Source organism: Micromonospora sp. CNZ286, from assembly GCF_014207755.1.
The window spans coordinates 2,216,686-2,242,452 of the sequence record NZ_JACHIZ010000001.1 but is presented as its reverse complement, the minus strand read 5'-3'; the positions used below and the strand labels follow the sequence as shown (position 1 = coordinate 2,242,452).

The following is a 25,767-nucleotide window of genomic DNA, read 5'->3' as shown; positions in this document are numbered from 1 at the left end:
TGGCAGTCACCCACCAAGGAGGTCTGCCATGACCAAGCTCATCAACCGCGTCGGCGACGCGATGCTCAGCAAGGTGCTCGGCCGCGAGGTGGCCGGCGCCTGCGTGCCGGAGCACGGCCAGTCGTGCTGCGCGGTGTCCAACGGCTACTGCTCGGGCGGTTCGTACTTCCGCTACTACCGGCGGAGCACCCTGTCCTGCACCGGCGTGTGCTCGGTCACGACGTCGTCGCCGATCTGCTACACCAAGAAGGTCGGCGTCTGCTGACCTGGCTCATCCTCGGGGGCCGCGCCGTCGGCGCGGCCCCCACTCCCCGCTGACTCGTTGAGGAGTTCCCATGCCGGGTTTCGCCTACGCCGCCATCGCCGTGATCGGCGCGGTCGCCGTGCTCAACCTGACCCTGACCCTGGCCCTCGCCCGGCGGCTCCGGGAGACGCAGACCGCCGCCGCCCACGACGGCGGGGCCGCCCCCGAGGTGCTGCCCGCCCCGGGCCTGGAGGTCACCGGCTTCCCGCACGTCGACCTGACCGCAGGTCGGCGCACGGTGGTCATGCTGACCCCCACCTGTCCACCGTGCCAGACCATCCTGGACACCCTCACCGTCGACGCCCGGCGCTACCGCCACGACACCTTCGTGTTCATGATCGGCATGCCGGAGGACACGGTGGAGATGGCGCCCCGCCTGGCCGACTTCGACACGGCGACCATCAACGAGGACCAGGCGGAGAAGGAGTTCGGGGTCAAGGGCTTCCCCGCCGTGCTGTCGGTCGTCGACGGCGTCGTCGTCAACTCCAGCCACCAGCTTCCGGTCCTGGCCTGAGACGTGGCCACGCTGCGAGCCGCCCTGCGACTGGGCTGCGCGGACCGCAGGGCGCTCGCCGCCACGGTCGCCCTCGTCGTCATCGGCGCGGCGCCCCCGATCGGCGTCGCGTGGTTCACCAAGCTGCTGTTTGACGAGGTCGGCAGGGGCCGCTCGGCCGACCCGTCGACCGCCACCTGGTACGCCGTGGCGATCGCCGTCCTGGGCGCGCTGGCGGCGATCGCCAGCCGGGTGTCCGGATACTTCACCACGGCCCTGCAGAACGCGATCACGATCGCCGCCGACGTGCGGCTGTACCGGAAACTGAACACCTTCGTCGGGCTGGGCCCGTTCGAGCAGCCGGCCCTGCGCGACCGGCTGGCGCTGGCCCAGCAGGCCGCCACCCAGGCGCCGTACGTGGTCGTCATGTTCGCGGTCGACGTGGCCCAGAACGTCGTCACCATCGGCGGCTTCGCCGTGATCCTGACGTCCCTCTGGCCGCCGGCCGGTCTGCTCCTGCTCGCCGTGGCGGTGCCCGACTTCCTCATCCAACTGCGACTGTCCCGGCGGACCGCGCGGGCCGTGGAGGAGAGCGCCAGCCTGTTCCGGGCCCGGTTCCTGTTCCAGACCGTGCTGACCGACCTGCGCGCCGCCCGGGAGGTGCGCCTCTACCACCTCGGCCGTTTCTTCCACGACCGGCTCATCGGCGCGGTGCGCTCGGCCGCCGGGATCGAGCTGGCCGCCGCCCGGCACACCACGGCGGTGCAGGCGTGCTGGGCGTTGGCCGGCGCCGCGGTGACCCTCACCGCGACGGTGTTCGCGGTGAACGCCACGGTCCGTGGCCGGCTCAGCCTCGGCGACCTCACCCTCCTGCTGGCCGCGTTCACCGCGGCGCACAGCGGCCTGGCCGGCATCGCCGCCCAGCTCGGCGAGGCCGGTGCCGCCATGCGGCTGTTCCGGCACTACGTCGCCGTCCTCGACAGCCCCACCGACCTGGTCGACGGAACCCTGCCGGCGCCGCCGCTGCGCACCGCGATCAGGTTCGAGGACGTATGGTTCCGCTACGACGAGGACGGCCCCTGGGTCCTGCGGGGCGTCGACCTCACGATCACCGCCGGGCAGGCCGTCGGGCTCGTCGGACTTAACGGGGCCGGCAAGAGCACCCTGGTCAAGCTGCTCTGCCGGTTCTACGACCCGGACCGCGGCCGGATCACGTGGGACGGGGTGGACCTGCGCGAGCTGCGGATCGAGACGGTGCGCCGGCGGATGGGCGCGGTGTTCCAGGATTTCATGTGCTACGACCTCACCGCCGAGGAGAACGTCGGCATCGGCCGGCTGCCGCACACGACCGAGCAGGTCGTCGAGGCTGCCGCGCACGCCGAGATCCACGACCGCCTGCGCGCCCTCCCCCACGGGTACGCCACGCTGCTCAGCCGCACCTTCGCCGGCCAGGACGGCGAGCCCGGCGTGACGCTCTCCGGCGGGCAGTGGCAGCGGGTCGCGCTCGCCCGGTCCCTGATGCGCGCCGACGCCGACCTGCTCATCCTGGACGAGCCCAGCTCCGGGCTCGACGCGGACGCCGAGACCCGCGTGCACGCCTCGCTGACCCGGATCCGCCACGGCCGCACCGGGCTGCTGATCTCCCACCGGCTCAGCACCCTGCGCGACGCGCGGCGCATCGTCGTGCTGGACGCCGGGCGAGTCGTCGAGTCGGGCACGCACGACGAGCTGATGGCGGCCGACGGCGAGTACGCCCGGCTCTTCCGCCTCCAGGCGGACGGCTACCAGCTGGCGGCGACATGACCGGCTGGCTGCGCCGCCGCTGGCGCCTCGTGGTGGTGAGCGGGCAGAGCATGGCGCCGACGCTGCGGGACGGCGACCGGCTCATCGTCCGCGTCGGCCGGGCGCCCGCCGTCGGTGACCTCGTCGTCTTCCGGGCCCGCGACGTCGTCCCCGCCTCGGACCTGACGTGGATGGTCAAACGGGTGCACCGGGTCGAACCGGACGGCGCCGTGACGGTACGGGGCGACAACACCCACAGCCAGGACTCGCGGCATTTCGGCGCGGTGCCACCCGAGGCGGTCCTCGGCGTGGTCAGAGGGAGGCGATGACAGATGTACGTCGAGATCGGGTGCCGGGTGCTGCTCGGCACGGTCCTGCTGGCGGCGGCGGTCGGGAAGGTCTCCGGCCGCGACGCCTACCGCGAGTTCACGCGCTCCGTGCGCGACATGGGCTTCCGGCCCGCCGGCCCGCTCGCCGCGGCCGTCGTCGCCGCCGAGTTCACCGCCGTGGTCCTGCTGGCGGTGTTCCCGCTGGCCGGATTCCTCGCCTCGGGTGCCCTGCTGCTCGCCTTCACCGCCGCCATCGTCGCGAACCTGCGGCGCGGCGGCGGCACCTGCCGCTGCTTCGGCCGCACCGCCGCGCCCCTGGGCCGGCACCACGTGTGGCGCAACGCGTTCCTCGTCGCCTGTGCCGTCGCCGGCGCGCTCGCGCCGGCCGGTGCCGTACGCCCCGGCGAGGCGGTCCTGGCCGGCGCCGCCGCGCTGGCCGTCGGCGTGCTGGTCGTCATGCTGGACGAGCTGCGCTACCTGTTCGGCGCCGCCAGCCGCAGGTGACACAGCCGACCACGGCCGGGATGCCGAGGGTCCGGGCCGGGATCGCGGTGTGGCTGGTCGGCCCGCCCTCGGCCGTGACCAGGCCTGGTTCGAGACCGGCGGTGTCGGCGGGCGCCAGGTCGCCGGCGATGAGCAGGTACGGGTGGCCGGGGTCCGGCACGCCCGGCATCGGCGGCCCCCAGGCACGCCGCAACGTGGGGGCCCCGCAGGTCGTCGAAGTCGCTGACCCCACGTCGCGGTCGCGCTCTTGGAGGCACACACCGGTACCGGTGATGCCCGATGGTTCCGCCGGGCGTGTCCTACGCCCGGCAGAACCGCGGTGGTTATCCGAGGACGAACCGGAAGAAGCGGGGGCGGTAGATGCCCGGATCGCGGTAGTGGTCCGCGTCCGGGGAGACACGGGTGTCCATGCTGTTGACGTTGTAGGAGGCGATGAAGGTGTCACCGGAGCTGAGCGCGGGGTGCACGTGGGCGTTGTAGGAGATGACGTTGGGGTTCCAGTAGCTGCCGTAGGGGCCGGGTTCCGGCATGCGGTAGACCGGGGTCTTCTGGGTGAAGGGGCCGTACGGTGAGCAGGACGTCCAGGCGTTGATCTGTCCGCTGAACGCCTCGGTGCTGTCCTGGCTGAGGAGGAGGAACTGTCCGCCCCAGGGGGTGACGCTGTACTCGTTGGCGATGCCGGTCAGCAGGTTGCGGGAGTTCTGCTCGCGGAGCGTCCAGCCCCACGGCGTGTGGTACTGCCAGGTGCCGTTGGCGAGGTCGCTGCCGTACACCCGGGCGATGCGCATCTGCTTGTTGATCGGGGAGTCGTCGACGCCGTAGACGTAGGTGTAGCCGTCGCCGCTGCGGCTGGCCGGCAGCAGCCCCGAGCCCCAGGCGACCCCGCTGGCAGAGGGCAACTCCCGGACGCTGACCGGGGTCCGCAGGTTGGACAGGGCGAAGTTGGCGACGACGTTGCGGTTGAACCGCCAGTCCCAGGCGCCGGAACCGAACCGCTCGTACTCCTGGTACACGACTTGAAGTTGTCCGCCCGAGAGGTGGCCGTCACCGACCCAGTACCACTTTCCGGGTCCGGACGGCGGCATCAACGCCCGAGGCGCCCCGGCGGTGCCGCCCTGGTAGGTGGTGAGGCTGCCGCCGTTCTGCACGACGAAGGTGTTGTTGACCAGGGGGGCGCTCACCGGGCGGGTGCCGTCGCTGTTGAGCGGGCCCATCCAGGTGTCGGAGAACAGCCAGACGATCCGGCCGTCGGGCAGCTTCACCGAGTACGTGGAGTCGCCGCCGGTCCAGCCGTCCGGCGTGCTGGCGGCGTATCTGTTGAACGCGCCCTCCGGCTCGACCGTGGTCTCGACGCTGTGCACCGAGAGCGGGCGCAGCACGCACGAGCGGGCCGTGAGTGGCAGCACGCTCTCCACATTCGTGGTGAACGTCTTCGGGCTGCTGTCCGCGTCGGCGGAGTGGATGTCCAGTTCGGTCCAGGTGGTCACCAGAGTGGCCACCATGGGGTACGCGAAGTCCGGCACCGTGATCAGTCCACCCGCGTCGGGATGGCGCACGGTGTGGATGCTCGGGTACTTCGCCAGCGTGCCGGTGCTTCCCGTCGGCGACCAGACGACGACGGCAGATCTGCGGTCGGCGTCCCTGGTGGTGTCCACCATCAGTGTCGAGCAGTATCCGCAGCTCGCGTCGCCGGAGTTCCTGACCGCGCGGAAGTCGTGGTAGACAGCACCGCCCTTACGCAGGATGTCCTGGTACTCCGCCTGGGCGCCGGCGGGCGTCGAGTGACTCTTGCGGGCCGGTCTGGCGCCCCCGAGGGCGTCGTCGCTCGTCCCGCTCGCGCCGGTGAGGTTGCTGCGCCACAGGCTCGCGTCGGAGTCGGAGTAGCCGTAGATGCGCCAGGCGTCCACGGTCGGGGCGGGCGCGGCGTTCGCCTTGGCCAGTCGGTAGTTGGCGATGTGGTAGTTGAGGAGCATGTCCGCGAAGTTCAGGCCGTAGCCCTCAGCGGTGTGCCGGATCGCCTCGATCGGCAGATGGTCGTGGTCCCGGATGCTCTCCCACGTGCGTCGCACGAAGGAGGCGTCGACCTGCTCGGTGAGGTAGGTCGGCAGCAGGAACGCGCCATACTGCGGACCGCCGCCCAGCCCGCCCCAGGAGTTGAGTGCCGCCCCGGGCTTGCTGAGCACGTCGTAGACGTTGCGGGCGTACAGCTTCTCCTCGCCGGGGATGGGCACGTACGGCGCCCGGACGTACGTCTGGCGGGTCGCCCACTCCGCGGTGGCCTCCATCCACCAGTTCATCGAGCCGAACTCCTTGCCGCCCACGAAGAGGGCCAGGTAGTCCAGGCCGACGTCGGACCGGTCCCAGTACTGGTACTGCATGACGTGGAACAGCTCATGCCGCGGCAGGTAGTCCCAGTCGTCCTGCCCGTTGGGCACCAGCATGGTCGCCTGCTGGTTCAAGCCGAACGGCAGGACGAACGGCGCGTCGATCGGCAGGCCGACCCCGCCGACGATCGGAATCTCGTCGACGCCGTAGACCAGCACCCAGGGCTTGCCGTCCCGCACGGGCAACGGGTAGCCCATCTCGCGATACTCGTCGACGGCGATCGAGAGCGCGTTCAGCAGATGCTGCACCGCCTTCGCCCGGCCGTTCGGGTTGGCGTCCGCCGGGATGCCCGGCCTGCCTCCACCGGCGATGTTGTAGAGGACGAGGAATTCGCCGGCCGACGCCCGGCAGCGATAGGTGACCCCGAGGTAGTCGTACGGTTCGGCGGCGCAGTCGTCGTAGCCGGCGGCCGTGGCGGCGCCGGCAGGCACCGCGACATCTGGCGCGATCGTCCGCGCCGCCTCCGGATCGGCGCTCGCCGCCAACATCGACAGGTATGTCAGATATCGCTGCGGGTCGCGGATGGCCCCGGTCGGTCGAAGGTGCGCCGGCACCGACCGGGGCGAGCGCACCGCGCCCAGGCCGTACCGCACCGCGTCGTCGCGGGAGAGCTTCCCCCGGTGGTACGCCGAGAGCACGCGTTCCCCGGGGCCGAAGTCGGGCGGGGCGGCCGTCCTGCCGGTGGCGGTGCTGAGCGGCGCCTCCTTGAACGGCGTCGGTTGCGGGACCGGCGGGGCGGCGACTCGCGGTTCGGTGTGCGGCGGCGCGACGGCTCCCACGGCGGCTGGCGCCGCGGCCGAATCGGGCGCCGCCTGCGCGGCGCCACTGGTCAACACGGCCGCTGCCAGCACAACTGTCGCGCTGAGCAGGGCCAGGGGGTCTCTCATCGCACTCCCTCTGTTGGATGACCGGCCGGTGCCGGTGCCGTCCGGCGGACGGCGCGTCGGGCCGGTGGATCGTTGTGCTCGGCCAGCAGGCATCGCACCCCGGCGATTGCGTCGCTCATCGCCCCCCGGATGAGCGCACCGGACTCTGCGCACCCTTCGTCGCTCGCGGCCACCCCGTGCTGGCCGCGCCGCGAAGCGCACGCTCGTACCGCCCGCTCACTGTCAGCGGGCTCGACCATAATCAGGGCCGGCGCATGCAGCGATCTTGCAAAATGCTTGCAGAGGAGTCGCGCCGGCCCGCACACGCAGCGACGGCAGGGAAGTGCACATGGAGTTTCGGGTCCTCGGGCCGGTGGAGATCTGGTCCGAGGGTGTCCGCGTCGCCATCGGAGGACGACAGCCCCGGTTGCTCCTGGCGGCGCTCGTCCTGGAGGCCAATCGACCGGTACCTGCGGACCGGCTCATCGACCTGATCTGGGCGCAGGCGCCCCCACCCAGCGCACGAGCGACGGTGCAGGCCATCGTCTCGCGCCTACGGGCCACCTTCCGGCAGATCGGTGCATCCGCGCAGCTGCTGAGCGAGCGCGGCGCCTACCGGCTGCACACCGATCCGGCGACCGTCGACGCTCACCGCTTCTCCGCCCTCGTCCAGCAGGCCGCAGGCTCTTCCGACGATCGCACCACCGTGGAGTTGCTGGACCAGGCGCTGGACCTGTGGCGAGGTGAGCCACTGCTCGACGTCGTCGACGATTCCGGACGCCAACTGCTCTGTTCGGGTCTCATCGAGGCCCGTTGGACGGCTGCGGAGGACCGGGCGGACGCGCTGCTGCGGCTGGGTCGCACGAGGAGAGTGGTGCGCGAGCTGTCCGACCAGGTGGCCGGACAGCCCTATCGGCACCGCCTCGTCGGTCAGCTCATGACAGCCCTGTATCTCGAGGGCCAGGCCGATCGAGCATCGGAGGTCTACCGCGATCTCCGCACCCGGCTACACGACGATCTCGGCCTGGAACCGTCACGCGAGCTCAGCCGCCTGCACCGGCTCATCCTCAGGGGTGATCCGGTGCTGCCGGCGGAACGCGACGACGCACTGCCGAGCGTCCCGCACCGTCCGGAAGAGCTGCCACAGGACGTACCAGGTTTCATCGGTAGAACTGACGAGATGACCCGTCTCGACCAGCTGCCGGGCGGATCCAGCGCCACGACGGTCTGGGTTCTCAGCGGAATCCCCGGAGTCGGAAAGACGGCGCTGGCGGTGCGCTGGGCGCATCGGGTACGTGACGCCTTCCCCGACGGTCAGATGTTCATCGACCTGCGCGGCTTCGACGTCGAGCGCCCACCCGTCACACCGTCCGCCGCGCTCGGACAGCTACTCGGTGGGCTTGGTGTCGACCCCCGCGTCGTTCCGGACGATCAGGACGGCCGGGTCTCGCTGTTCCGCTCGACGATGACCGGCCGCAGGATTCTGCTGGTGCTGGACAATGCTCGTGACGCTGACCAGGTGATACCGCTGATCCCGCCCAGCGGCACCGTGCTGATCACCAGCCGTCGCCGGCTCGGTGAGCTGGTCGTCCGAGCCGGCGCCCGATCTCTGCTGCTGGGCGTGCTCAGCCCGACGGACTCCGTACGGCTGCTGGCGGCGATGCTCGGCGACGAGGCCGTCCGGGTCGAGGCCGGCGCCGCGGCCCGCCTCGCCCACCTCTGCGGGCACCTGCCACTGGCACTGCGGATAGCGGCAGCGAACCTGCAGACGAGCGGCCATCCCCACATCGCCGGACTGGCCGAGGAACTCGACGAGGGCGGTCCTCTCACCAGCCTGACCGTCGACGGTGCCGACGAGGGCGCGGTCACGAAGGCCTTCGCGATGTCGTATCGGGCCCTGCCCACCGCTCAGCAACGAATGTTCCGTCACATCGGGCTGGTCCCCGGTGGCAGCTTCACCCCCCACGTCGCCGCCGCGCTCGAGGGGGTCGCGCCCCCCATCGCGACGAGAACACTCCGCGCCCTCGCGTCCGCACACCTGATCGAGCATCAGGGAGGCGACAGATACCGGTTTCACGACCTGCTCCGCCAGTACGCCGTGGACCGGCTCGTCACGGAGGACGACGACACCACCCGTCACGACGCCCGGCAGCGTCTGCTTGAGCACTATCGCAGCAGGGCCGACGCCGCCGGACGTCAACTCATCCCCCACTTCCTCAGGCTCCCCGGGCCGGTCCCGCAACAATCGTTTCCCGATGCCGACGAGGCGTCGGCGTGGCTGGACGCAGAAGCAGCCAATGTCATCGCGGCGATCAACCACGCCGCCGACCACGGGCATGCACGCTTTGTCTGGCAGCTCACCGACGCCCTTCGCGCCTGGTTCCACCAGCGTGGACGCCGCGCCGAGTGGCTGTCCGCGGCCACCGGAGGGTTGGCCGCCGCCCAGGCCGCGAACGACCTGACAGCCCAGGCCAGCATGCACCTGAGCATCGCCCTCGCCCACGTCACCGCCGGCCGGTACGAGGAAGCCCGCCAACACCTCCTCGACGGCCTCCGCATCAACGCCCATGACCGGTGGCCGGAGGGACGCACGGCCCTGCTGAACAATCTCAGCGCGGTGCACCAGCGCCTCGGCAACCCCCGAGCCGCAATCGACTGCGCCCAACAATCCCTGGAGCTCAACCGGCAATACCGCAACGACGGCGGCGAGGCCATGTCCCTCGCCAACCTCGGATTCGCACACTGGCAGCTCGGCGCGCTGTCACAGGCGGACCAGCACATCCGGGACGCACTAACCTGCGCGGAACGGAGCGGCTCGCGGTACAACGAAGCGGTGCTTCTGGTCGACCTCGCGGGCATCCGCCGCGACCGTGGAGACCGGGAAGCCGCCGAGGAGTTGTACGACCGGGCGCTGGTCGCCAACCGCGATCTGGGCTATCGGTACGGCGAGGCGACGGCACTCAGCGGACGTGCGTTGTTGTGGTCGATGACCGGCCGCGCACCACGCGCCTGCGCCGACGCGCGACAAGCAGTGGCGTTGACCCAGGAGATCGGCGACGCCGGCACCGAGGCGTGGGCACGCGAGGCTTACGGCCGCGTGCTGCTGGCCGCTGAACGGCCGGCAGAGGCAGCCGAGGAACACCGCCTGGCGCTCGACCTGGCCCGGCAGACCCGGTTCGTGTGGTGCGAGGCGAGTGCCCTGGTGGGGCTGGCGGCGGTGTGCCTGGCCACCGAGCAGCCCGACGTCGCTCGCGAGCACGCCGAGGCCGCGCTGCGCATGGCGATCGAAGCCGGCTACCGGCTGATCGAGTCGCGCGCGCTTGGACTGGTGAAGACGCTCGACGACTGAATCGTCTTGACCGGGCCCACGTACGGCGGCGGCCAACCCGGCGAGATACCAGGCAACAGACTCCCTGTTCCACTCTGGATGGGTTTCGGGGGCGCCATCCAGGGCTACGGCGGGCCGGCCGACGTCCGTCGCGTTGGTCCCTCGAATCCTCCTTGACGGCGATGATGCCGCTCCAGTGAGGCTCAAATCGTCCGGAGCAGAGTCGGATGCATCTGACGCACACGGTCACAGACTGGAGCATGGATGACCACCACGCCTGTACGAGCACCGGCGGCCGGGGAGTTGCTGGCACCGGTCAGCAAGGAGGGGCAGGCGTTCCTTGACCTGCTGGCCGTGCACATTCCGTACGTGCGGGAGGTAAGCGGAGCGCACGACCGGGACGGCACATTTCCGTTCGAGGTGTTCGATCGCTTTCGCACCTCGGGGGTGTTGGCCGCCACCGTTCCCGCCGAACTGGGCGGTCTCGGGGTGAGCCACATGCACGACGTGGCGCTCGCGCTACGTACCCTCGCCGAGTTCGACGCGTCCGTCGCACTCGCGCTGCACATGCAGCTCAGCCGTGGGCTCACCCTCACCTACGAGTGGCGTTACGGCGCGCCGGAGGCGCAGTCCCTCGCCGAGCGGCTCATGCGTTCGATCGGCGAGCGCGAGGCGATCATCTGCGGCGCGGTCAAGGACGCGCCGCGTGCCACGACCAGGCTGACTCCGGCGCCTGGCGGAGGTTGGTTGCTCAACGGTCGCAAGACCCTGGTAAGCCTCGCGCCCGCCGCCACACACTTCGCGGTATACGCCGAGGTGCACGTCGACGAGGAACCGCTCCGCCTCGCCGCGCCGGTACTGACCCGCCAGACGCCCGGCCTCACGGTCCTCGACAACTGGGACGGCCTCGGCATGCGCGGCTCGGGCACTGTCGACATCGTCTTCGACAACTGCCCGATCGCAGCGGCGGACGTCCTCCCCAGGGCCGCGGTCGGTGCCCGCCAGGACGCGGTGCTCGCTGGGCAGACGGTCAGCTCGGTCACCATGCTCGGCATCTACGCCGGGATCGCGTCGGCGGCGCGCAACGTGGCCGTCGACTGGACCGTCCGGCGCCGGGTCGACCCAGGAGCGGCGGTCCGGACGCTGCTCGCCGAGATCGAGGCGCGATTGTTCGCACTGCGCTCGTCGGCCGCCGCCGCGCTACGCAATGCCGACGAGCTCGCATTCGACTTCTCGGTCGACGCCGATGAGCGCGGCCGCCGGATGATGACCCCGTTCCAGTGCGCGAAGCTCATGGTCAACCAGCTCGCGTCAGACATTGTTGATCGCTGCATGACGGTCGTCGGCGGCGCCTCCTTCTCGGCCCGGCACCCGCTCGCCCGCCACTACCGCGACGTGCGCGCCGGCCGATACATGCAGCCGTACACCTACGTCGACGCGATCGACTACCTCAGCGGCCAAGTCCTCTGCTTCGACCAGGACAACGACTACGTCAGCGCCCGGGCGATCAGAGCCCGGCGCGAGCCGTCCCCTTAGGAGAGCCATGCGCGTCCTGTTCATCCCGTCCCCCGGGCTCAGCCACATCCTGCCCACCGTGCCGCTCGCCCACGCCCTTCAGGCCGCGGGCCACCACGTCCGGTACGCGGGTGGCGGCGAGATCCATGCCGTCGCCGAGGCCGGTTTGTGTGGCGTCGACGCCTCGCCCGGCGCCAACTACGCGAAGTTGTTCATCCCCGACGAGACCGACGGCGTCGACCCGATGCACTCCGACGAGGCGGGCGTCGCAGATCTCGCAGCCATGTTCGCCCGGGTCTCGGGGGCCGTGGTGAACGGCGCGCTCGCGTTCGCGAAGCAGTGGCGGCCGGACCTGGTCGTGTACACCCCGACGCAGGGTGCCGGGCCACTCGTCGCCGCTGCGCTCGGGATACCCTGCGCCGAACTGCCGCTCGGGCCGGCCGACGGTGAGGAGCAGCTGCCATCGCTGATCCGTGCGGCGATGGCCACCGACTACGAGCGGAACGCTGTCGGCGGCTCGCCCGGTACCCGGGTCCGGCTCATGCCGATGGCGCCGAGCATCGAGTCATTGTTGCCCGGTCCGCACACGCCGGGTGCCTGGCCGGTGCGGTACCAGCCTTACAACGGCGGTGCGATCCTGCCGGAGTGGCTCGTGGAAGCGCCGGCGCGGCCGCGCATCGCGGTCACGCTCGGCACGATCGACGCCCGCTGGGGTGGGATCGCCCAGCTGGCCCCGTTCATCGAGGCCGCCGGTTCTGTCGAGGCCGAGTTCGTGCTCACTCTGGGCGGCGGTGATGAGGCGCTGCTCGGCAAGTTGCCGCAGAACGTCCGCGTCATCGAGTGGCTCCCGCTGGGTGTGCTCCTGGAGTCCTGCGCCGGGATCATCCACCACGGCGGCAGCGGCACGATCATGACCGCGCTCGTCGCCGGGGTGCCGCAGTGTGTGATCCCGCAGGGTTCCTTCCAGAACATCGGGCGCGACGTGCTGGTCAAGCGAGGCATCGGCTTCTCGACCAGTTCGGCGCAGTTGGGTCCTGCAGAGTGCCGGCGGCTCCTCGAGGACGACTCGATGCGCGAGGCGGCTCGGGACGCGGCCTCCGAGGCCGCCACCATGCCGCCGGTCGCCGACCTCGTTCCCCGGTTGGTGCAGCTCACCAGGTGAGCCGGTACGCGAAACGGCCTCGCCCGCGGCGACCGGACGAGGCCGTTTCACACTGCCGGCGCTGCCCGGCGTGACGCTCAGAGCGCCGGTGCCGGGTGGCCGAGTTCCCGGAACAGCGGGGCGAAGTCGAATATGTCCCAGTGCTCGACGACCTTGCCCTCCTCGTTGAAGCGCAGCTCCTCGAGGTAGTGCCAGGTGACCTTCCGCCCGGTCGCCGGTATCCCGGCGAACTCACCGCTGTGCGTGGCGGTCGCGGTCAACCGGAGCATCACCCGGTCGCCTTCCGCGAGGATGCTCCTCACTTCGAGTCGCAGGTCTGAGAAGGACACCAGCGAGCCACGCATCGCCGTCAGGACGAGCTCGGTGTCGTGCGGCTCGCCGTCCAGGTTGTAATGCGTGACGTCGGGCGCCCAGTGCTCAGTCACCCCCGACACGTCTGCCCGGTTCCAGGCGGCGACCATCTGCAGGCAGCGATTCTTGTTCTCCAGCGGCGACATGCCAACTCCTCATGCTCTGGGGTCTGCCGGGTTGCCGCCGATGCTGGCACCCGGCGCTCGGAAAGGGCTTCAGTCCTCCTGGTGTCCGGCACAGCCGACGAAGAGGCCACGGCCCGACTGGCTGCCCTCGAGGTAGCGCACCCTCAATCCCGCGCCCCGGAATGCCTTCTCATACGTGTCGCGGGGGAACAGCGTGATGCGATGCTGCTCGACGAAGTGGTGGACGCCGCCGGCGGGGCGAGCGACGATGTAGTGGACCTCCATCCGGGAAGCGTCGCGGTCGCGCTTGGAGTGCGAGACACGTACGACGGTCGTCCCGTCGGCCTCGACAAGGGATGCCGACACGTATCCGTCGAGGTAGGTGTCCGGGAACCACCAAGGGTCGATCGCGACCACACCGCCGGGCGAGAGGTGCGCCGCGAAGCGCCGCAGGGCCGCGTTCAGCTCCTCGACGTCGGTGAGGTAGCCCACGGAGCCGAACATGCAGGTGATCACGTCGTACCGCTCGCCGAGATGGAAGGAGCGCATGTCGCCGTGGTGCACGACCGCCCCCGGGGTGTTCGTGCGGGCCGCCTCGACCATCGCAGGGGACAGTTCCAGGCCCTCCACCCGGTCGAAGAGCCGAGCGAACGCGCGCAGGTGCGCACCGGTGCCGCAGGCGACGTCGAGCAGGGTCGCAGCGCCGGGCAGCAACGCCCGCGCCTGCTCGGCGACGAACGCGGCTTCCTCGTCGTAATCCTTGCCTCGGGCACGGTGCACCAGCTCGTACACCTCGGCCTGTTCCTCGCCGTACATGCCGGCCGCCGGCACCGATGTCGTCATCGCCGCGCTCCCGCCACCGTCGGCCGCACCCGACGGCGGGCGGCGACGAGTACCTGATCCAGCAGAATCTCCAGAGCGGCCCGAGTACGGGGGTCGGCGGGCGCTCCGGTCGTGTCCAGTTCGGCGCGCTCACCGGACAGGGCGAGGCCGAGCGGGGTCGGCCAGCCGCGCAGCGCGTGCGCGATGGTCCGCAGGGTGGCCAGGGTGGAGTGCGCGCCCTGATCCCCGGAGGAGATGGCAACGCAGCCGATCGGCCGGTCGCTGAGGAACGGCTCACGGGCGTCGGCGAGGTCGTTGGCGTAGTCGAGAGCGTTCTTCAGCAGGCCGGAGACGGTGCCGTGATACGTGGGTGAGAGGAGCACGACCCCGTCGGCACGGGCGAGGGCCGCCACGATCCGTGGTACCCGCTGCGGCCCGTCCCCGCGGTGTGGCCGGTAGAACGGCAACTCGAGGTCGGCGCCGCGCAGGCACGTGACGACGGCTCCCTCCTCGGCGCATCTACCAGCACACCACACGGCAAGCCGGCCGGTGCGCGACGATGCGCACAGCGAGCCACCGATGAGTACGACCTGGGGAGGCGGATGGTTGCTGCGGTGGGGTGGTCCAGGCATCGACGGTCCTCTTTCTGTCGTGCTGAACGTCGTGTCATGGCGACTCTGCCCGGCTCCGGTCGGCGACGCATCGACGCCCGCTCGAGCACCTTTCGACCGGATGTGGCCAGGATGGCGACGCGCAGGCCGTGCGCATCCGTATCGAGGGAGCTGCGGTGAAGGTCCTGTTCACGGTGTCGTCCTGGCCCACCCACTACGCTGTGATGGTGCCGATCGGCTGGGCACTGCAGGCCGGCGGGCACGAGGTGCGCGTTTTGTGCACCCCGTCGCAGGTAGCGCCGCTGTGCGCAGCGGGGCTGACTCCGGTGCCGATTCTGGACAGTCCGTCGGACGAGATCCGGCTCCGCCTGCAGTACTTCACGGAGGCGGTCGACGGGGTATGGCCGTACCCGTGGCCGCCGTTGCATCCGATCACCGGCGCGCAGCTGGACGGCTTGGACGACTTCGACCTGACCGGGTTTCGCGAGCGTCAGCTCCCGGAGGTCGCCGCCCGGGCCGCGGCCAGCTTCGACGCCGCGGTCGAGTACACGACGGCGTTCCGGCCGGACTTCGTGCTGCACGACCCGGCGAGCCTGGAGGGCCTGCTCGCCGGCCTCGTCACCGGCGTCAAGACGGCCATGGTGCTGTGGGGTCCGGTCGGTCCGGCCGAACCAGAGCACATGCGGATCGTGCCGGATGACATCAGCGGCTCCTTCGCCCGCTACGGTCTCGGCCCGTTCGACGCCGGCATGATCAAGACGGTCGTCGACCCGTGCCCGTCATCGGTCGAACCGCTGCTGGCGGCCGAGCGGCTGCCGGTGCGCTACGTCCCCTACAACGGCACCGCCCCGGCTCCGACGTGGCTGCTCGAACCCATCGACCGTCCGCGGGTCTGTTTGTCCTGGTCGACGGCGTTGCGCTCGATGTCGGGTCCCCGCTCGTTCGTGCTGCCCGAGGCAGTGCGTGCGCTCGAAGGCCTGGACGCCGAGGTGGTGCTCACCGCGACCGCACAGGACGTGGCCGAGCTCGGCCCGGTGGCGCCGACGGTGCGGGTACTCGAGCGGCTTCCGTTACGGCTGCTGCTGCCGACGTGCTCAGCGGTTGTCCACCACGGAGGCGGCGGCAGCACCCTGACCTCGCTCTGGGCGGGCGTGCCACAGGTGCTGCTGACGTTCGCCTCCGAACAGGCCGCGTCGGCGACCCGGGTGGCCGCAGCCGGCGCCGCCGTTCAGCTGCCGGGTCACCTCGTCGACGCCGCCGCGATCCGCCGTGCCATCGACGAACTGCTCGCCGACGGGTCGTACAGGCGGTCGGCCGTGCGGCTGCGCGGAGAGATGGAGCAGCGGCCGACGCCCGCGGATCTCGTAGACCTGATCGGCGTCTGACTCTCTGCTTCCTCGTCCGTGACAGCTCTCCGGCTCCCTGACGGCGATCATCGAAGCTGCACGTGTCGAGCGGACCGGGTGGCGGCACGAGGACACGGCTGCGGCTGCCGCTCAACGACGCCGACGACCGCCCCGCCTGACCGCCGGGCGGCCGGCGGGTGCTCAGGTGATCAGGCTGTGCAGGCAGGCGAGCATGCTGCGCGCCTGGACGCTCAGGTAGTGGCTGTGTCGCAGCAGCGCCACAAGCTGGTGCACGGCGATCCAGCGGAACTCCCGATGCTCCAGCTCGGCGCCGCGACTGGTCTCGACGATCATGTACCGGTTGAGCGCGTGGAAGAATCGACCGCCCTCCTCTGACAGCACGGTGTCGAAGTGGATCTGGTCGGCAGGCGCGTCGAGAAAGTCTGGGAGGAACCGCGGCCGGTCGCCGGGTGGCAGCATCTCGTGGTTGCCGGGGATGCACTGCACGGTGGGACCGAGTTCGACGACGTCGAGATAGCCGGGCTCGACTCTGGCCTGCACGAGGACGTGCAGCACGCCGCCGATGTCCTGCACCAGGAGTCCGATCAGCCCGGTGCCGACCGGCTCGATCATCGGCTGCGTCCAGTGGGCGACCTCACGCCCGCCCGCCGAGACGCCGACTCCGATGACCGAGAAGAACCGGCCGCTCTCGTGGACGATCGCGTCCTCAGTCCGATGCCAGCCGGTCACTTCGTTCAGCGGGATCCGCCGGGTCTCGACGTCGAGCCCGCAGCGCATCTCGGTGATCCAACTGAGGACCTCGCCCGTGGTGTGCAGACTGCCGGCGGTCTCGTCGCAGGCACGGATCAGCGACTCGCGGATCGCGCCGCCGCCGGGCAGCACCCTGTGCACACCGGCGCCAGCGAACGGCAGGCATGACAGCACGGTGCGAGCGTCCATGTTCACCAGATCGTCTGCGCTGAGCAAGGCATGGATCTGGCCGAGCGTGAGCCAGCGGAACCCGTCCAGCACCTCGACGTCCCCGGTCACCTCGACGACCATGTTCCGGTTGCGCTTGCGGTAGAACCAGGACCCCTGCTCGGACTGGCGTACATCGCCGATCACCCGGTGCATACCGGGGTGGCGGAAGTAGTCCAGGTACGGCACGGCGCGACCGTTGTGTACCCGCGTGTAGTTGCTTCGGGTCGCCTGTACGGTCGGCGACAACTGCAGGCCGTTGCCGTTGCCCGGTTCCACCTTTGCCTGCATCAGGAAATGCAGTACCCCGTCGAACTCCTTGGCGATGATGCCGAGAATTCCGATCTCCGGCTGGTGGATGATCGGCTGGCGCCAGTGGGCGACCGGCCCGCCGGGAACCGCCACGTCGATGCCCTGCACCACGAAGAACTTGCTCAGGTCGTGGCGGATGTCGCCGGTCGCCGGGTCGGTGTGCCAGCTCTTCAGCGCTGACAACGGAATCCGGCGTACGTCGGTGTACGCGCGCCGGGCGAATTCGTCAAACCAGCCCCGGACGTCCGCAACGCCGGCGCCGTCGCGGACGAGAGCCGAGCGAGCTAGGCGCAGGTGGATCGGCTCACGATCGACCCGTAACGTCGTGGCAGGGGGCAGGACAGGCATGCGGCAGTCCTCCGTCGTCGTTACCAAGTGCGAAGTCTCGACGGTCGCGCACCCGTCACGGGTAACCGTCGACGATGGCTGGATCCGCGCTCTACTGGCGCGCGAGCAGGCTCGCGCACCGGCCCGGTCACAGCTTGGCCAGAACCTTTTGGAGCGCATCGATGATCCGGTCCTGCTTCGCCGGCTTTAGCGCGGGATACATCGGCAGCGAGAAGATCTCCCCCGCCAGCTTCTCCGTGATCGGCAGGGCGCCCTCGGCATAGCCCAGATGCGCGAAGCCGGTCATCGTGTGCACCGGCCAGGGATAGCTGATGTTGAGGTTGATGTCGTACTCGCGCAGAGCGGCGATGATCTCGTCCCGCCGGGGATGGCGCACCACGTAGACGTAGTAGACGTGCTCGTTGTGGGGTGCGACCACCGGCAGCGCGAGGTCCGTCCCGGCCAGCGCGGCGGCATACCGGTCGGCCACCGCCCGCCGGCCCGCGATGTAGCTGTCCAGCCGGCGCAGCTTGCGGCGCAGGATCTCCGCGTGGACCTCGTCGAGGCGGCTGTTGTGACCGGGCGTCTCGACGACGTAGTAGCGCTCCTCCATGCCGTAGTACCGCAGCCTGCGCAGCCGCCGGGCCGTCTCGTCGTCGTCGGTGACGACCGCTCCCCCGTCGCCGTATGTGCCGAGCACCTTGGTGGGGTAGAACGAGAATGCGCTGGCGTCACCGGTCGTTCCGGCCAGCCGGCCGCGGTGGCGCGCGCCGTGCGCCTGCGCGCAGTCCTCCAGCAGGATCAGATCGTGGGCGTCGGCGAGCGCGCGCAGTTCGGTCAGGTCGACGCACTGTCCGTACAGGTGCACCGGCAGGATGCAGGTGGTCCGCGGGCCGACCACGCTGCTCACCGCTGAGTTGTCCATCAGGTACGTGTCACTGTCGACGTCGACGAAGACCGGCACCGCGCCGACCGAGTCGATCGCGACGATCGTCGGCGCTGCAGTGTTCGACACCGTGATCACCTCGTCGCCCGGGCGGACCCCGGCCGCCTGCAGCGCGAGCTTGATCGCGTTCGTGCCGTTGTCGACGCCGACGCAGTGGGCCATCCCGTGCCAGGCCGCATACTCCGCCTCGAACGCCTTTACGCTCTGGCCCAGCACCAGTTGACCGGACCGGAACACGGTGTCGACCGCGTCGAGGATGTCGTCCCGCTCGGTCTCGTACTCGCCGAGGTAGTCCCATACGTTGTCGCTCATCGATGCGCCGGCCCCTCATCCGCTCGCTGCGCCAGGCTAGGTCGGCACGACGTTCGCAGCACGCGCTCGGGAACCGCTGCAACGCGGCTCGATACACGTTGGTGAGCCGTTCAGCACGCCGCGAGCGGGCTCTGCCAGGGTTCTTGGCCGACACCCTCCCCTTTTCGCAGGAGCGCCGATGTACAGCGCCGATCTGGCCGACGTGTACGAGCGGATCTATCAGAGCCGGGGCAAGGACTGGGGCGCCGAAGCCGTCCTCGTCGACGAGGTCGTGCGCCGGCACCGCCCGGCGGCGCGCACGCTGCTCGACGTCGCCTGCGGAACCGGGGCCCATCTCGAAGCGCTGTCCCGCCGATTCGCGCACGTCGAGGGCCTCGAACTGGCCGAACCGATGCGGGAGCGGGCCAGGCTGCGGCTGCCCGGCGTCCACATCCGGGCCGGCGACATGCGCGACTTCGACCTGCACACCACCTTCGACGCGATCACGTGCATGTTCTGCTCGATCGCGTACGTGGACACGGTCGAGGAGATGCGCGCCGCCATCGGTTGCATGGCGCGGCACCTGGCGCCCGGAGGGGTCCTGGTCGTCGAGCCCTGGTGGTTCCCTGAACAGTTCATCGAGGGCTACGTGGCGGGTGATCTGGCCCGTGGTGAGGACCTCACGATCGCCCGGATCTCCCACTCGACACTCGACGGCCGGGCCACCCGGATGGAGGTCCGGTTCCTGGTCGCCGACGAGTCGGGTATCCGCGAGTTCGTGGAGATCGACCGCCTGACGCTGTTCACGCGTGAGGAGTACGAATCAGCTTTCCGCGATGCCGGATGCTCGATCGAGTTCCTCCCCGGCCCGCCGACCGGGCGCGGCCTGTTCGTCGGTATCCGACAGTGAGGGCGTGCGGCACCGTCATCCGGCCGCACGCAGCATTCTCGCCGGGGAACCGGTCACGCGTGCCACGTCGCGGACCGCCTCGACCAGTTGGGCCTGCCGCAGGGTGGCCCGCTCCTCGATCGGCCCGTCGACACCGGAGCGAACCGCCTGGACGAACGCCCGCACCGCGTTGCGTACCTGCGGGTCGGCCGGCATCGCCAACTCGGTGGCCTGATCCTGGCGTTCGACCCGGACCGGCGGTTTCAGCTGGTCCGGCGGCGTGAACGCCCGGTCGACGGCGATCCGGCCGGTGCTGCCCCACAGCGCGTACTCGCACCGGTAGGAGTGGTCGAAGCCGAACGCCAGCTGTACCGCCACGCCGTCCGGCGCGGCCAGCAGGGCGGATCCGGCCACGTCGACGCCGGTGGTCTCGTCGTACCGCAGGGTGGCGGCGAGCACCTCGAGTTCCGGCAGGAACAGCTGCGCCGCCCGCAGCGGGTACACCCCCACGTCGAGCAGTGCGCCGCCGCCGAGGGCCGGCTGGTAGCGGAACCCAGCCGGATCGAGTGGCGGCACACCGAACGAGCTGGAGAACACCTGCAGCCGGCCGATGGCGTTGGCGGCGACCATGGCCCGGACTGCGTCGTGCTGCGAGTGGTGCAGGAACATGAAGTTCTCGGCGAGGACGCGTCGGCGTTCGCGGGCGACGGCCATCAGTTCGACCGTCTCCACGTACGTGGTGCACAACGGCTTCTCGGCGAGCACGTGTTTGCCGGCCTGCAGCGCCTCCGCCACCCACTCGTAGTGCAGCCGCGGCGGCAGCGGGATGTACACCGCCTCGACGTCGTCGCGCTTGAGCAGATCGCGGTAGCCGGTCACCGCCGCGCAGCCGAACCGGCCGGCGACCTGTTCGGCCTTGGACCGGCTCCGGCTGGCCACCGCGACGACCTCGACACCGTCGAGCCCTGCGATCGTGGGCATCAACCGCCGGATGGCGATGTCGGCGCACCCGAGCACGCCCATCCGAAGCACAGAACCGGATCCAGACAACGGGCACCTCTCAGCGCGGGCGTACGTGCGAACCAAGGCGACCCTGGCGGGCACGCCTCATCGGCTGCTCGACACCCGCTCGATCGGGTTCGGCGGCAACTTACGCATCGTCGACAGCACCGAGTCGAGCCGTTCCCGGGCGTACAGGTGCGCCACCCTCGGGAACGAGTAGTGCAGCTGGTCTCGGGCGCCGGGTGCGACACTCACCTTCAGCAGGTGGTTGTCGGCGAACCGCTCCAGGAGCCGCTCCGCCGGCGGGACCTCCCAGCCGAGCAGATCGGCTACGGCCTCAGCGGTGAACTCCCCGTGCGGCAGCATGCTCAGCAGCCGGAAGGTGCTCTGCTCCATCCGGTTGAGCAGGTCGTAGCTCGCGTCGTATGCCGATCGCACATCCAGCTCGCCGAGGCACAGCTCGTCGAGTACCTCGCGCGATCTCTGCAGATGCTCGGCCATGCCGCTGAGCGAGCGGGCCGGTACCGCGGCGAGCCGCGCGCCGATGCACCGCAACGCGAGCGGCAGCCGGCCCACCATGTCGACGAGGGTGCGGGCGGCCCGCTGTTCGCGGTCGACACGGTCCCGGCCGATGATGCGGGCGAGCAGCTCCAGACTCTCGGCGTGGTCGAACACGTCGAGATCGATGTTCCAGAGGCCGCCCAGCCCGTACAGGCGGCGACGTCCGGTGACGACGACCGCGCACCGCGGGTCGCTCGGCAGCAGTAGCCGCACCTGGTCGACGGAGGCGGCGTCGTCGAGAAGCACCAGGAGTCGTCGTCCCGCCGTCGCCGACCGGTACGTCTTGCACCGCTCGGTGAGGTCGTCGGGGATGTGCTCCTCCGCCAGACCCAGCGTCCGCAGAAAGCCGTGCAACACCTCGGCCGGGTCCAGGGCCCGGCCTGAGGATCCGTTGAGGTCGGCGTACAGCTGGCCCCCGGGGTACGAGCGCCGCAGCCGGTGCGCCAGGTGCGTCGCGAGGGCGGTCTTGCCGACACCGGGCATGCCGGTGATGAACCCGATGCGGGTCGCGGTCCGCGACCCGACGTCCGCGTCCATCGCGAGGTGTGCGCCGAGTTCGGCGAGTACGCCGGCCCGTCCGGTGAAGTCGGCGATGTCGGTCGGCAGCTGGGCGGGCCGCGGCAGCTGACTCGCCGGGGCGGTGGGCACGGGCCGGGGCTGTTCGGACACCGTCCGGCGACCCGGAGCCGGCTCGGCGGGCGTCTGCCCGCCGGCGACGATCCGCTCACGTGCCGGCGGCCCGGGCTGGCTCGGTACCATCGGGGCGTCGGACAGCAGCGAATGGTGCAGCGCGCCGAGGGCGTGGCCCGGTTCGAGCCCAAGGTCCTCGATCATTCTGCCGCGCAGGGTCCGGAAGACTTCGAGGGCCTCCTGACGGCGGCCGGAGCGGTGCAGTGCCAGCATGAGCGAAGCGTGCAGCTGCTCGTCGAGCGGGCGGGTGAGGACGAGGGCTTTCAGTTCACTGACCAGCTCGTTGTGCCGGCCGAGGGTGAGATCGGCCTGAATGCGCAAATCGAGGATGCGGGCCCGGAGTTCTTCGAGGCGGGTCACGTACGAGGTGAGCAACGCGCCGGGCACCACGTCGACCAACGCGGCCCCGCGCCACAGGGCGAGGGCACGGCGCAGCGTCGTCGCGGCCCGTTCGGCGTCATCGGCCTCCAGTAGCGCGCGTCCCTCGGCGGCGTCGGTCTCGAACCGGTACAGGTCGACCGCCTCGTCCGGGACGTTGAGCAGGTAGCCACCCGGCTTGGTGGACAGGATCGGCTCCGACCCGCACCCGACCAGGGCCCGGCGCAGCTTGTACACGTAGGTCTGCAGGGTCGTCATCGCGCTTGCCGGAGGGTCCTGCTCCCACAGCTCGTCGATGAGCTCGCCGGTCTGCACGAGGGCGTTTCGACGCAGCAGGAGAAGCGAAATGACCTGGCGCGGCTTGGGTGCGGTAGGAACGACCTCCCGTCCGTTGGCGTACATTTCTAGAGGCCCGAGCACTCGAAAGTCCATTGAGTCCCCCAAACTCGACGTTCGGTGTAGACGAGGTCGAGCGTAAACGACCTTTACACCGCAGGCCAAAGACTCGGCACCGCAGTGCACAAAGGAAGCAGAGAGTGGTATCGAAAGTAGTAGAGCGTCGATATGGGCATTTCAGAGGTGGCGTTGGCGACGAGTTGGGCGCCCAATTTGTTGCATGCATGTAAACATATCTTGCAGCCATCTTGGGAATGCTGGACAGCCGAGAGATTGACCGGCCTTAAGGCCCCTGTCAATTCTTGGTGCGACTACGAAAGGGCCGCACCGCCCCTGCGACGAGGCCCGGCCGGGAGGAATTGCGGGCGCCCGGAGGTTGAATGATCGAGGCGGCCACCGCCTTGTTGACGGCATCGATTCGCGAGACCGCGCTGAGCTTGGCGAAGATGTTGCGCAGGTGCCGCTTCACGGTTGTCTCCGCGAGAGACAGACGGGTCGCGATCTGTGCGTTGCTGAGGCCCTCGGCGGTAGCAGCGAGCACTTCGAGTTCGCGTGGCGACAGCACTTCGTCGCGCCGGCCGTAGACATGGTCGAGGCTGCTGCGTGAGACTCCGAGCACGACCCGGGCCCGATCGCGCGAGACGGCTCGGACCGCGCTCACCAGGTCGTGCCGCGCCACGCTCTTGTGCAGATAGCCCCGCACGCCGACCTCGAGCAGATCGCGCACCAGCTCCGGGCCATCGAGCATGCTCAGGATGATGACGGCCGTGTCGGGTGACCCCTCCCTGATCCGGCGCACCGTGCCGACGGGGTCGCCACCCGGGATCTCGATGTCCAGCACGACGACATCGGGCCGGACTGCCGTCGAGACGGTCACTGCGGTGACGCTGTCACCGGCCTCGGCGACGACCGACAGATCCTGCTCGGTCTCGAGGATCTGGCGCACTCCATGCCGGATGAGTTCGTGGCCATCCACGATCATCAATGTCGTCGGGCGGACGTGACCAACAGGCGACCCCATCGCCGGTGACGTCGAGTCGGGCTCCGATCGTGAATCGATCTTCATCAACACCTCAGCGAGTCGGTGAGCACCCGCCAGCCCCCGCCGGAAACATGCCCCTGTGAGTGAAAAGAGTACGTCGATGCCTTACGAAAGAGTACCAGCGAAGCCCATTCTGCCAAGAGATCGAATCTCAATGGAACATCAGTGTTCCATTACTGGAGTTTCGTGTGCTAGATTCAGGGCGCCGAGAGGAGGCGCAGCATGCCGACCAGACCTGCGCTCATCGCCCGTGACCTGTGCAAGAAGCTAGGCAAGACGAAGGCGTTGGACGGCTTCGACCTTACGGTCATGGAGGGCACGGTGTGTGGCCTTCTCGGCCCGAACGGCGCGGGCAAGACCACCGCGGTGCGCATCCTGACAACCCTGCTTCTGCCCGACAGCGGCAGCGCGACCGTCGCCGGGTTCGACGTGGTACGCGAGCCCGCCCGGGTGCGCTTCCAGATCGGACTCACCGGGCAGCAGCCGACCGTCGACGAGATGCTGACAGGCCGCGAGAACCTGCGCATGTGGGGCCGCCTGTACCATCTTCCGGCCCGGGCGGCGCGGATCCGCGCCGACGAGCTGCTGGAACAGTTCAGGCTCACCGACGCAGCCGACAAGCAGGTTCGGCACTACTCCGGCGGCATGCGCCGCCGGCTCGATCTTGCCATCGCGTTCATCCTCGCCCCACGGTTGCTCTTTCTCGACGAGCCGACCACCGGCCTCGACCCTCGGAGCCGCAACGAGGTCTGGAACGCCGTGCGCATGTTGACCCACGGCGGTACCACCGTTCTGCTGACGACGCAGTACCTCGACGAGGCCGACCAGCTCGCCGATCAGATCGCCGTGATGGCCCACGGCCGCGTGATCGCCGACGACACCCCGGAGCAGCTCAAGTCGACCCTCGGCGGCGACCAGCTCGACATCGTCGTGCGCGACGCCGCTGAGCTGGCCGCGGCTACCGCCCTGGTGGAACGCGTCACGACGCAGAGTGCGCACAGCGAGCCAGACACCCGCCGCATCAATGCTCCGGTCAAAGACCGGGTCGGCACGCTCGTCGAGGTGACGCGCCGGCTCGCTGAGGCCGGCATCGACGTCGCTGACATCGCGCTGCGCAGGCCGACCCTCGACGAGGTGTTCCTGCGGCTGACCGCAGACCCGGCGCAGGAGGGCATACCCATCGATCAGACCAAGGAGCCGGTCGGATGAACCCGACGGTCGTATCGTCGCCGGACCGCCTCACCGGACACCTGCGCTGGACGTTGACCGAGAGCTTCGTCATGTGGCATCGCAACCTGATCAGCTGGGTTCGCGTGCCGATTCAGATGGCATACAGCCTGTTCTGGCCGGTTGAGATGGTCGTGCTGTTCGGCTTCGTGTTCGGCGGCGCGATGGCCGTCGACGGGGTCGACAACTACCGCGAATACCTCATGCCGGGCCTGTTCGGCCAGACCATGCTCTTCGGCATCGTCACCACCCTGATGACGGTCGCCAACGACAGCTCCAAGGGGGTGACCGACCGCCTCCGCTCGATGCCGATCTCGCGTTCGTCGGTCGTGCTCGGGCACTGCTTCACCGGAATGTTCCACTCCTTCCTCGAACTGGTCAGCCTGATCCTGTGCGGCCTGGCCATCGGCTGGCGCTGGCACAACGGCTGGGAGAGCGCCGTTCTGGCGGTGCTGCTACTGCTGTTGCTGCGATACTCGCTGATCTGGGTGGGCATCTACATCGGACTCCGGCTCTCCCCGGAGGCCGCCGGGTCGTCGTTCGTGGTGCTGTTTCCGGTCTCGCTGCTGGCCAACACGTTCGTGTCGCCGGAGCAGATGCCGACGTGGCTACGGGTCATGTCCGAATGGAACCCACTCTCGGCGACCATCGGTGCCAGCGCCGAACTGTTCGGCAATCCCGGGCGCACCGGTGGTTCCTGGGCCGCGGACCACGCCACCCTTCTGGCCATCGTCTGGCCGCTGGTGATCACCGCGGTCTTCCTCCCGCTGGCCGTGCGTCGGTGGCGCAACCTGAGCCGGTGACG

22 protein-coding genes are annotated in these 25,767 nt (G+C 69.9%); 12 read left to right on the top strand and 10 right to left on the bottom strand.

The window, feature by feature from the left end:
* Positions 1-28: 28 nt before the first annotated feature.
* The 5 genes from FHX31_RS10390 (at position 29) to FHX31_RS10370 (ending at position 3,412) form a co-directional block, all read left to right on the top strand.
* The gene (locus FHX31_RS10390) at positions 29-265 is read left to right on the top strand and encodes a hypothetical protein (RefSeq protein WP_013287122.1); all 237 of its coding nucleotides are present in this window, start codon (positions 29-31) and stop codon (positions 263-265) included.
* Positions 266-335: 70 nt separating this feature from the next.
* Positions 336-818, top strand: a complete 483-nt coding sequence (locus tag FHX31_RS10385; RefSeq protein ID WP_013476238.1) for a hypothetical protein — start codon at positions 336-338, stop codon at positions 816-818.
* A 3-nt stretch (positions 819-821) separates the two neighbouring features.
* A complete protein-coding gene (locus FHX31_RS10380; RefSeq protein ID WP_091331647.1) occupies positions 822-2,600 on the top strand; it encodes an ABC transporter ATP-binding protein in 1,779 nt (592 codons plus the stop codon).
* On the top strand, positions 2,597-2,908 hold the full coding sequence (locus FHX31_RS10375) for a S24/S26 family peptidase (protein ID WP_013287125.1): 312 nt from the start codon (positions 2,597-2,599) through the stop codon (positions 2,906-2,908). Before FHX31_RS10380 ends, FHX31_RS10375 begins: the two co-directional genes overlap by 4 nt.
* A 3-nt stretch (positions 2,909-2,911) precedes the next feature.
* The gene (locus FHX31_RS10370) at positions 2,912-3,412 is read left to right on the top strand and encodes a MauE/DoxX family redox-associated membrane protein (protein ID WP_184975850.1); all 501 of its coding nucleotides are present in this window, start codon (positions 2,912-2,914) and stop codon (positions 3,410-3,412) included.
* Here FHX31_RS10370 and FHX31_RS10365 read toward each other — a convergent pair.
* A complete protein-coding gene (locus FHX31_RS10365; RefSeq protein ID WP_184975847.1) occupies positions 3,363-3,581 on the bottom strand; it encodes a PEP-utilizing enzyme in 219 nt (72 codons plus the stop codon). The genes FHX31_RS10370 and FHX31_RS10365 overlap by 50 nt on opposite strands.
* A 154-nt stretch (positions 3,582-3,735) precedes the next feature.
* Positions 3,736-6,684: a glycoside hydrolase family 183 protein gene (locus FHX31_RS10360; protein WP_184975844.1), complete on the bottom strand. Its 2,949-nt coding sequence runs from the start codon at positions 6,682-6,684 to the stop codon at positions 3,736-3,738.
* 328 nt (positions 6,685-7,012) lie between these two features.
* On the opposite strand from FHX31_RS10360, the gene FHX31_RS10355 reads away from it, so the two are divergent.
* The 3 genes from FHX31_RS10355 (at position 7,013) to FHX31_RS10345 (ending at position 12,668) form a co-directional block, all read left to right on the top strand.
* Positions 7,013-10,012: an AfsR/SARP family transcriptional regulator gene (locus FHX31_RS10355; RefSeq protein ID WP_184975841.1), complete on the top strand. Its 3,000-nt coding sequence runs from the start codon at positions 7,013-7,015 to the stop codon at positions 10,010-10,012.
* Between the two features lie 282 nt (positions 10,013-10,294).
* On the top strand, positions 10,295-11,527 hold the full coding sequence (locus FHX31_RS10350) for an acyl-CoA dehydrogenase family protein (RefSeq protein WP_256092964.1): 1,233 nt from the start codon (positions 10,295-10,297) through the stop codon (positions 11,525-11,527).
* Positions 11,528-11,534: 7 nt separating this feature from the next.
* Positions 11,535-12,668, top strand: coding sequence for a nucleotide disphospho-sugar-binding domain-containing protein (locus FHX31_RS10345; protein ID WP_184975838.1), 1,134 nt, complete (start codon positions 11,535-11,537; stop codon positions 12,666-12,668).
* Between the two features lie 77 nt (positions 12,669-12,745).
* Here FHX31_RS10345 and FHX31_RS10340 read toward each other — a convergent pair whose 3' ends face one another.
* The 3 genes from FHX31_RS10340 to FHX31_RS10330 form a co-directional block, all read right to left on the bottom strand.
* Positions 12,746-13,165 (bottom strand): ester cyclase, encoded by a 420-nt coding sequence (locus tag FHX31_RS10340; RefSeq protein WP_013476232.1) that lies wholly within the window; start codon positions 13,163-13,165, stop codon positions 12,746-12,748.
* Positions 13,166-13,234: 69 nt separating this feature from the next.
* A complete protein-coding gene (locus FHX31_RS10335) occupies positions 13,235-13,987 on the bottom strand; it encodes a class I SAM-dependent DNA methyltransferase (protein WP_047891988.1) in 753 nt (250 codons plus the stop codon).
* On the bottom strand, positions 13,984-14,598 hold the full coding sequence (locus FHX31_RS10330) for an NADPH-dependent FMN reductase (protein WP_047891987.1): 615 nt from the start codon (positions 14,596-14,598) through the stop codon (positions 13,984-13,986). Before FHX31_RS10330 ends, FHX31_RS10335 begins: the two co-directional genes overlap by 4 nt.
* A 155-nt stretch (positions 14,599-14,753) precedes the next feature.
* On the opposite strand from FHX31_RS10330, the gene FHX31_RS10325 reads away from it, so the two are divergent.
* The gene (locus FHX31_RS10325) at positions 14,754-15,962 is read left to right on the top strand and encodes a nucleotide disphospho-sugar-binding domain-containing protein (RefSeq protein ID WP_184975835.1); all 1,209 of its coding nucleotides are present in this window, start codon (positions 14,754-14,756) and stop codon (positions 15,960-15,962) included.
* Between the two features lie 162 nt (positions 15,963-16,124).
* Here FHX31_RS10325 and FHX31_RS10320 read toward each other — a convergent pair whose 3' ends face one another.
* The gene (locus tag FHX31_RS10320; protein ID WP_091331633.1) at positions 16,125-17,561 is read right to left on the bottom strand and encodes an NDP-hexose 2,3-dehydratase family protein; all 1,437 of its coding nucleotides are present in this window, start codon (positions 17,559-17,561) and stop codon (positions 16,125-16,127) included.
* A 127-nt stretch (positions 17,562-17,688) separates the two neighbouring features.
* Positions 17,689-18,798, bottom strand: coding sequence for a DegT/DnrJ/EryC1/StrS family aminotransferase (locus FHX31_RS10315; protein ID WP_184975832.1), 1,110 nt, complete (start codon positions 18,796-18,798; stop codon positions 17,689-17,691).
* A gap of 178 nt (positions 18,799-18,976) precedes the next feature.
* Between FHX31_RS10315 and FHX31_RS10310 the strand changes: the two genes are divergently transcribed.
* Positions 18,977-19,687 (top strand): class I SAM-dependent methyltransferase, encoded by a 711-nt coding sequence (locus FHX31_RS10310; RefSeq protein WP_013287136.1) that lies wholly within the window; start codon positions 18,977-18,979, stop codon positions 19,685-19,687.
* Between the two features lie 15 nt (positions 19,688-19,702).
* Here FHX31_RS10310 and FHX31_RS10305 read toward each other — a convergent pair whose 3' ends face one another.
* The 3 genes from FHX31_RS10305 to FHX31_RS10295 all read right to left on the bottom strand — a co-directional run bounded on the left by FHX31_RS10305 (position 19,703) and on the right by FHX31_RS10295 (position 23,759).
* Entirely contained in the window at positions 19,703-20,689 is a 987-nt protein-coding gene (locus FHX31_RS10305) for a Gfo/Idh/MocA family protein (RefSeq protein WP_184975829.1), read from the bottom strand.
* An 84-nt stretch (positions 20,690-20,773) separates the two neighbouring features.
* A complete protein-coding gene (locus FHX31_RS10300) occupies positions 20,774-22,729 on the bottom strand; it encodes an AfsR/SARP family transcriptional regulator (RefSeq protein ID WP_184975826.1) in 1,956 nt (651 codons plus the stop codon).
* A gap of 259 nt (positions 22,730-22,988) precedes the next feature.
* Complete coding sequence (locus FHX31_RS10295) at positions 22,989-23,759, bottom strand: response regulator (protein ID WP_013476225.1); 771 nt, start codon at positions 23,757-23,759, stop codon at positions 22,989-22,991.
* Positions 23,760-23,957: 198 nt separating this feature from the next.
* Between FHX31_RS10295 and FHX31_RS10290 the strand changes: the two genes are divergently transcribed.
* Positions 23,958-24,944 (top strand): daunorubicin resistance protein DrrA family ABC transporter ATP-binding protein, encoded by a 987-nt coding sequence (locus FHX31_RS10290; RefSeq protein WP_013287140.1) that lies wholly within the window; start codon positions 23,958-23,960, stop codon positions 24,942-24,944.
* Positions 24,941-25,765 (top strand): ABC transporter permease, encoded by an 825-nt coding sequence (locus FHX31_RS10285; RefSeq protein WP_013287141.1) that lies wholly within the window; start codon positions 24,941-24,943, stop codon positions 25,763-25,765. Before FHX31_RS10290 ends, FHX31_RS10285 begins: the two co-directional genes overlap by 4 nt.
* Positions 25,766-25,767 lie beyond the last annotated feature (2 nt).

Excerpts from the sequence above, each read along its gene's own strand:
- FHX31_RS10295 (WP_013476225.1), bottom strand. The coding sequence starts at position 23,759 with ATGAAGATCGATTCACGATCGGAGCCCGACTCGACGTCACCGGCGATG.
- FHX31_RS10300 (WP_184975826.1), bottom strand. The coding sequence starts at position 22,729 with ATGGACTTTCGAGTGCTCGGGCCTCTAGAAATGTACGCCAACGGACGG.
- FHX31_RS10310 (WP_013287136.1), top strand. The coding sequence starts at position 18,977 with ATGTACAGCGCCGATCTGGCCGACGTGTACGAGCGGATCTATCAGAGC.
- FHX31_RS10370 (WP_184975850.1), top strand. The coding sequence starts at position 2,912 with ATGTACGTCGAGATCGGGTGCCGGGTGCTGCTCGGCACGGTCCTGCTG.
- FHX31_RS10365 (WP_184975847.1), bottom strand. The coding sequence starts at position 3,581 with ATGCCGGGCGTGCCGGACCCCGGCCACCCGTACCTGCTCATCGCCGGC.
- FHX31_RS10360 (WP_184975844.1), bottom strand. The coding sequence starts at position 6,684 with ATGAGAGACCCCCTGGCCCTGCTCAGCGCGACAGTTGTGCTGGCAGCG.
- FHX31_RS10315 (WP_184975832.1), bottom strand. The coding sequence starts at position 18,798 with ATGAGCGACAACGTATGGGACTACCTCGGCGAGTACGAGACCGAGCGG.
- FHX31_RS10285 (WP_013287141.1), top strand. The coding sequence starts at position 24,941 with ATGAACCCGACGGTCGTATCGTCGCCGGACCGCCTCACCGGACACCTG.
- FHX31_RS10375 (WP_013287125.1), top strand. The coding sequence starts at position 2,597 with ATGACCGGCTGGCTGCGCCGCCGCTGGCGCCTCGTGGTGGTGAGCGGG.
- FHX31_RS10305 (WP_184975829.1), bottom strand. The coding sequence starts at position 20,689 with ATGGGCGTGCTCGGGTGCGCCGACATCGCCATCCGGCGGTTGATGCCC.
- FHX31_RS10345 (WP_184975838.1), top strand. The coding sequence starts at position 11,535 with ATGCGCGTCCTGTTCATCCCGTCCCCCGGGCTCAGCCACATCCTGCCC.
- FHX31_RS10340 (WP_013476232.1), bottom strand. The coding sequence starts at position 13,165 with ATGTCGCCGCTGGAGAACAAGAATCGCTGCCTGCAGATGGTCGCCGCC.
- FHX31_RS10320 (WP_091331633.1), bottom strand. The coding sequence starts at position 17,561 with ATGCCTGTCCTGCCCCCTGCCACGACGTTACGGGTCGATCGTGAGCCG.
- FHX31_RS10335 (WP_047891988.1), bottom strand. The coding sequence starts at position 13,987 with ATGACGACATCGGTGCCGGCGGCCGGCATGTACGGCGAGGAACAGGCC.
- FHX31_RS10355 (WP_184975841.1), top strand. The coding sequence starts at position 7,013 with ATGGAGTTTCGGGTCCTCGGGCCGGTGGAGATCTGGTCCGAGGGTGTC.
- FHX31_RS10385 (WP_013476238.1), top strand. The coding sequence starts at position 336 with ATGCCGGGTTTCGCCTACGCCGCCATCGCCGTGATCGGCGCGGTCGCC.
- FHX31_RS10330 (WP_047891987.1), bottom strand. The coding sequence starts at position 14,598 with ATGCCTGGACCACCCCACCGCAGCAACCATCCGCCTCCCCAGGTCGTA.
- FHX31_RS10290 (WP_013287140.1), top strand. The coding sequence starts at position 23,958 with ATGCCGACCAGACCTGCGCTCATCGCCCGTGACCTGTGCAAGAAGCTA.
- FHX31_RS10390 (WP_013287122.1), top strand. The coding sequence starts at position 29 with ATGACCAAGCTCATCAACCGCGTCGGCGACGCGATGCTCAGCAAGGTG.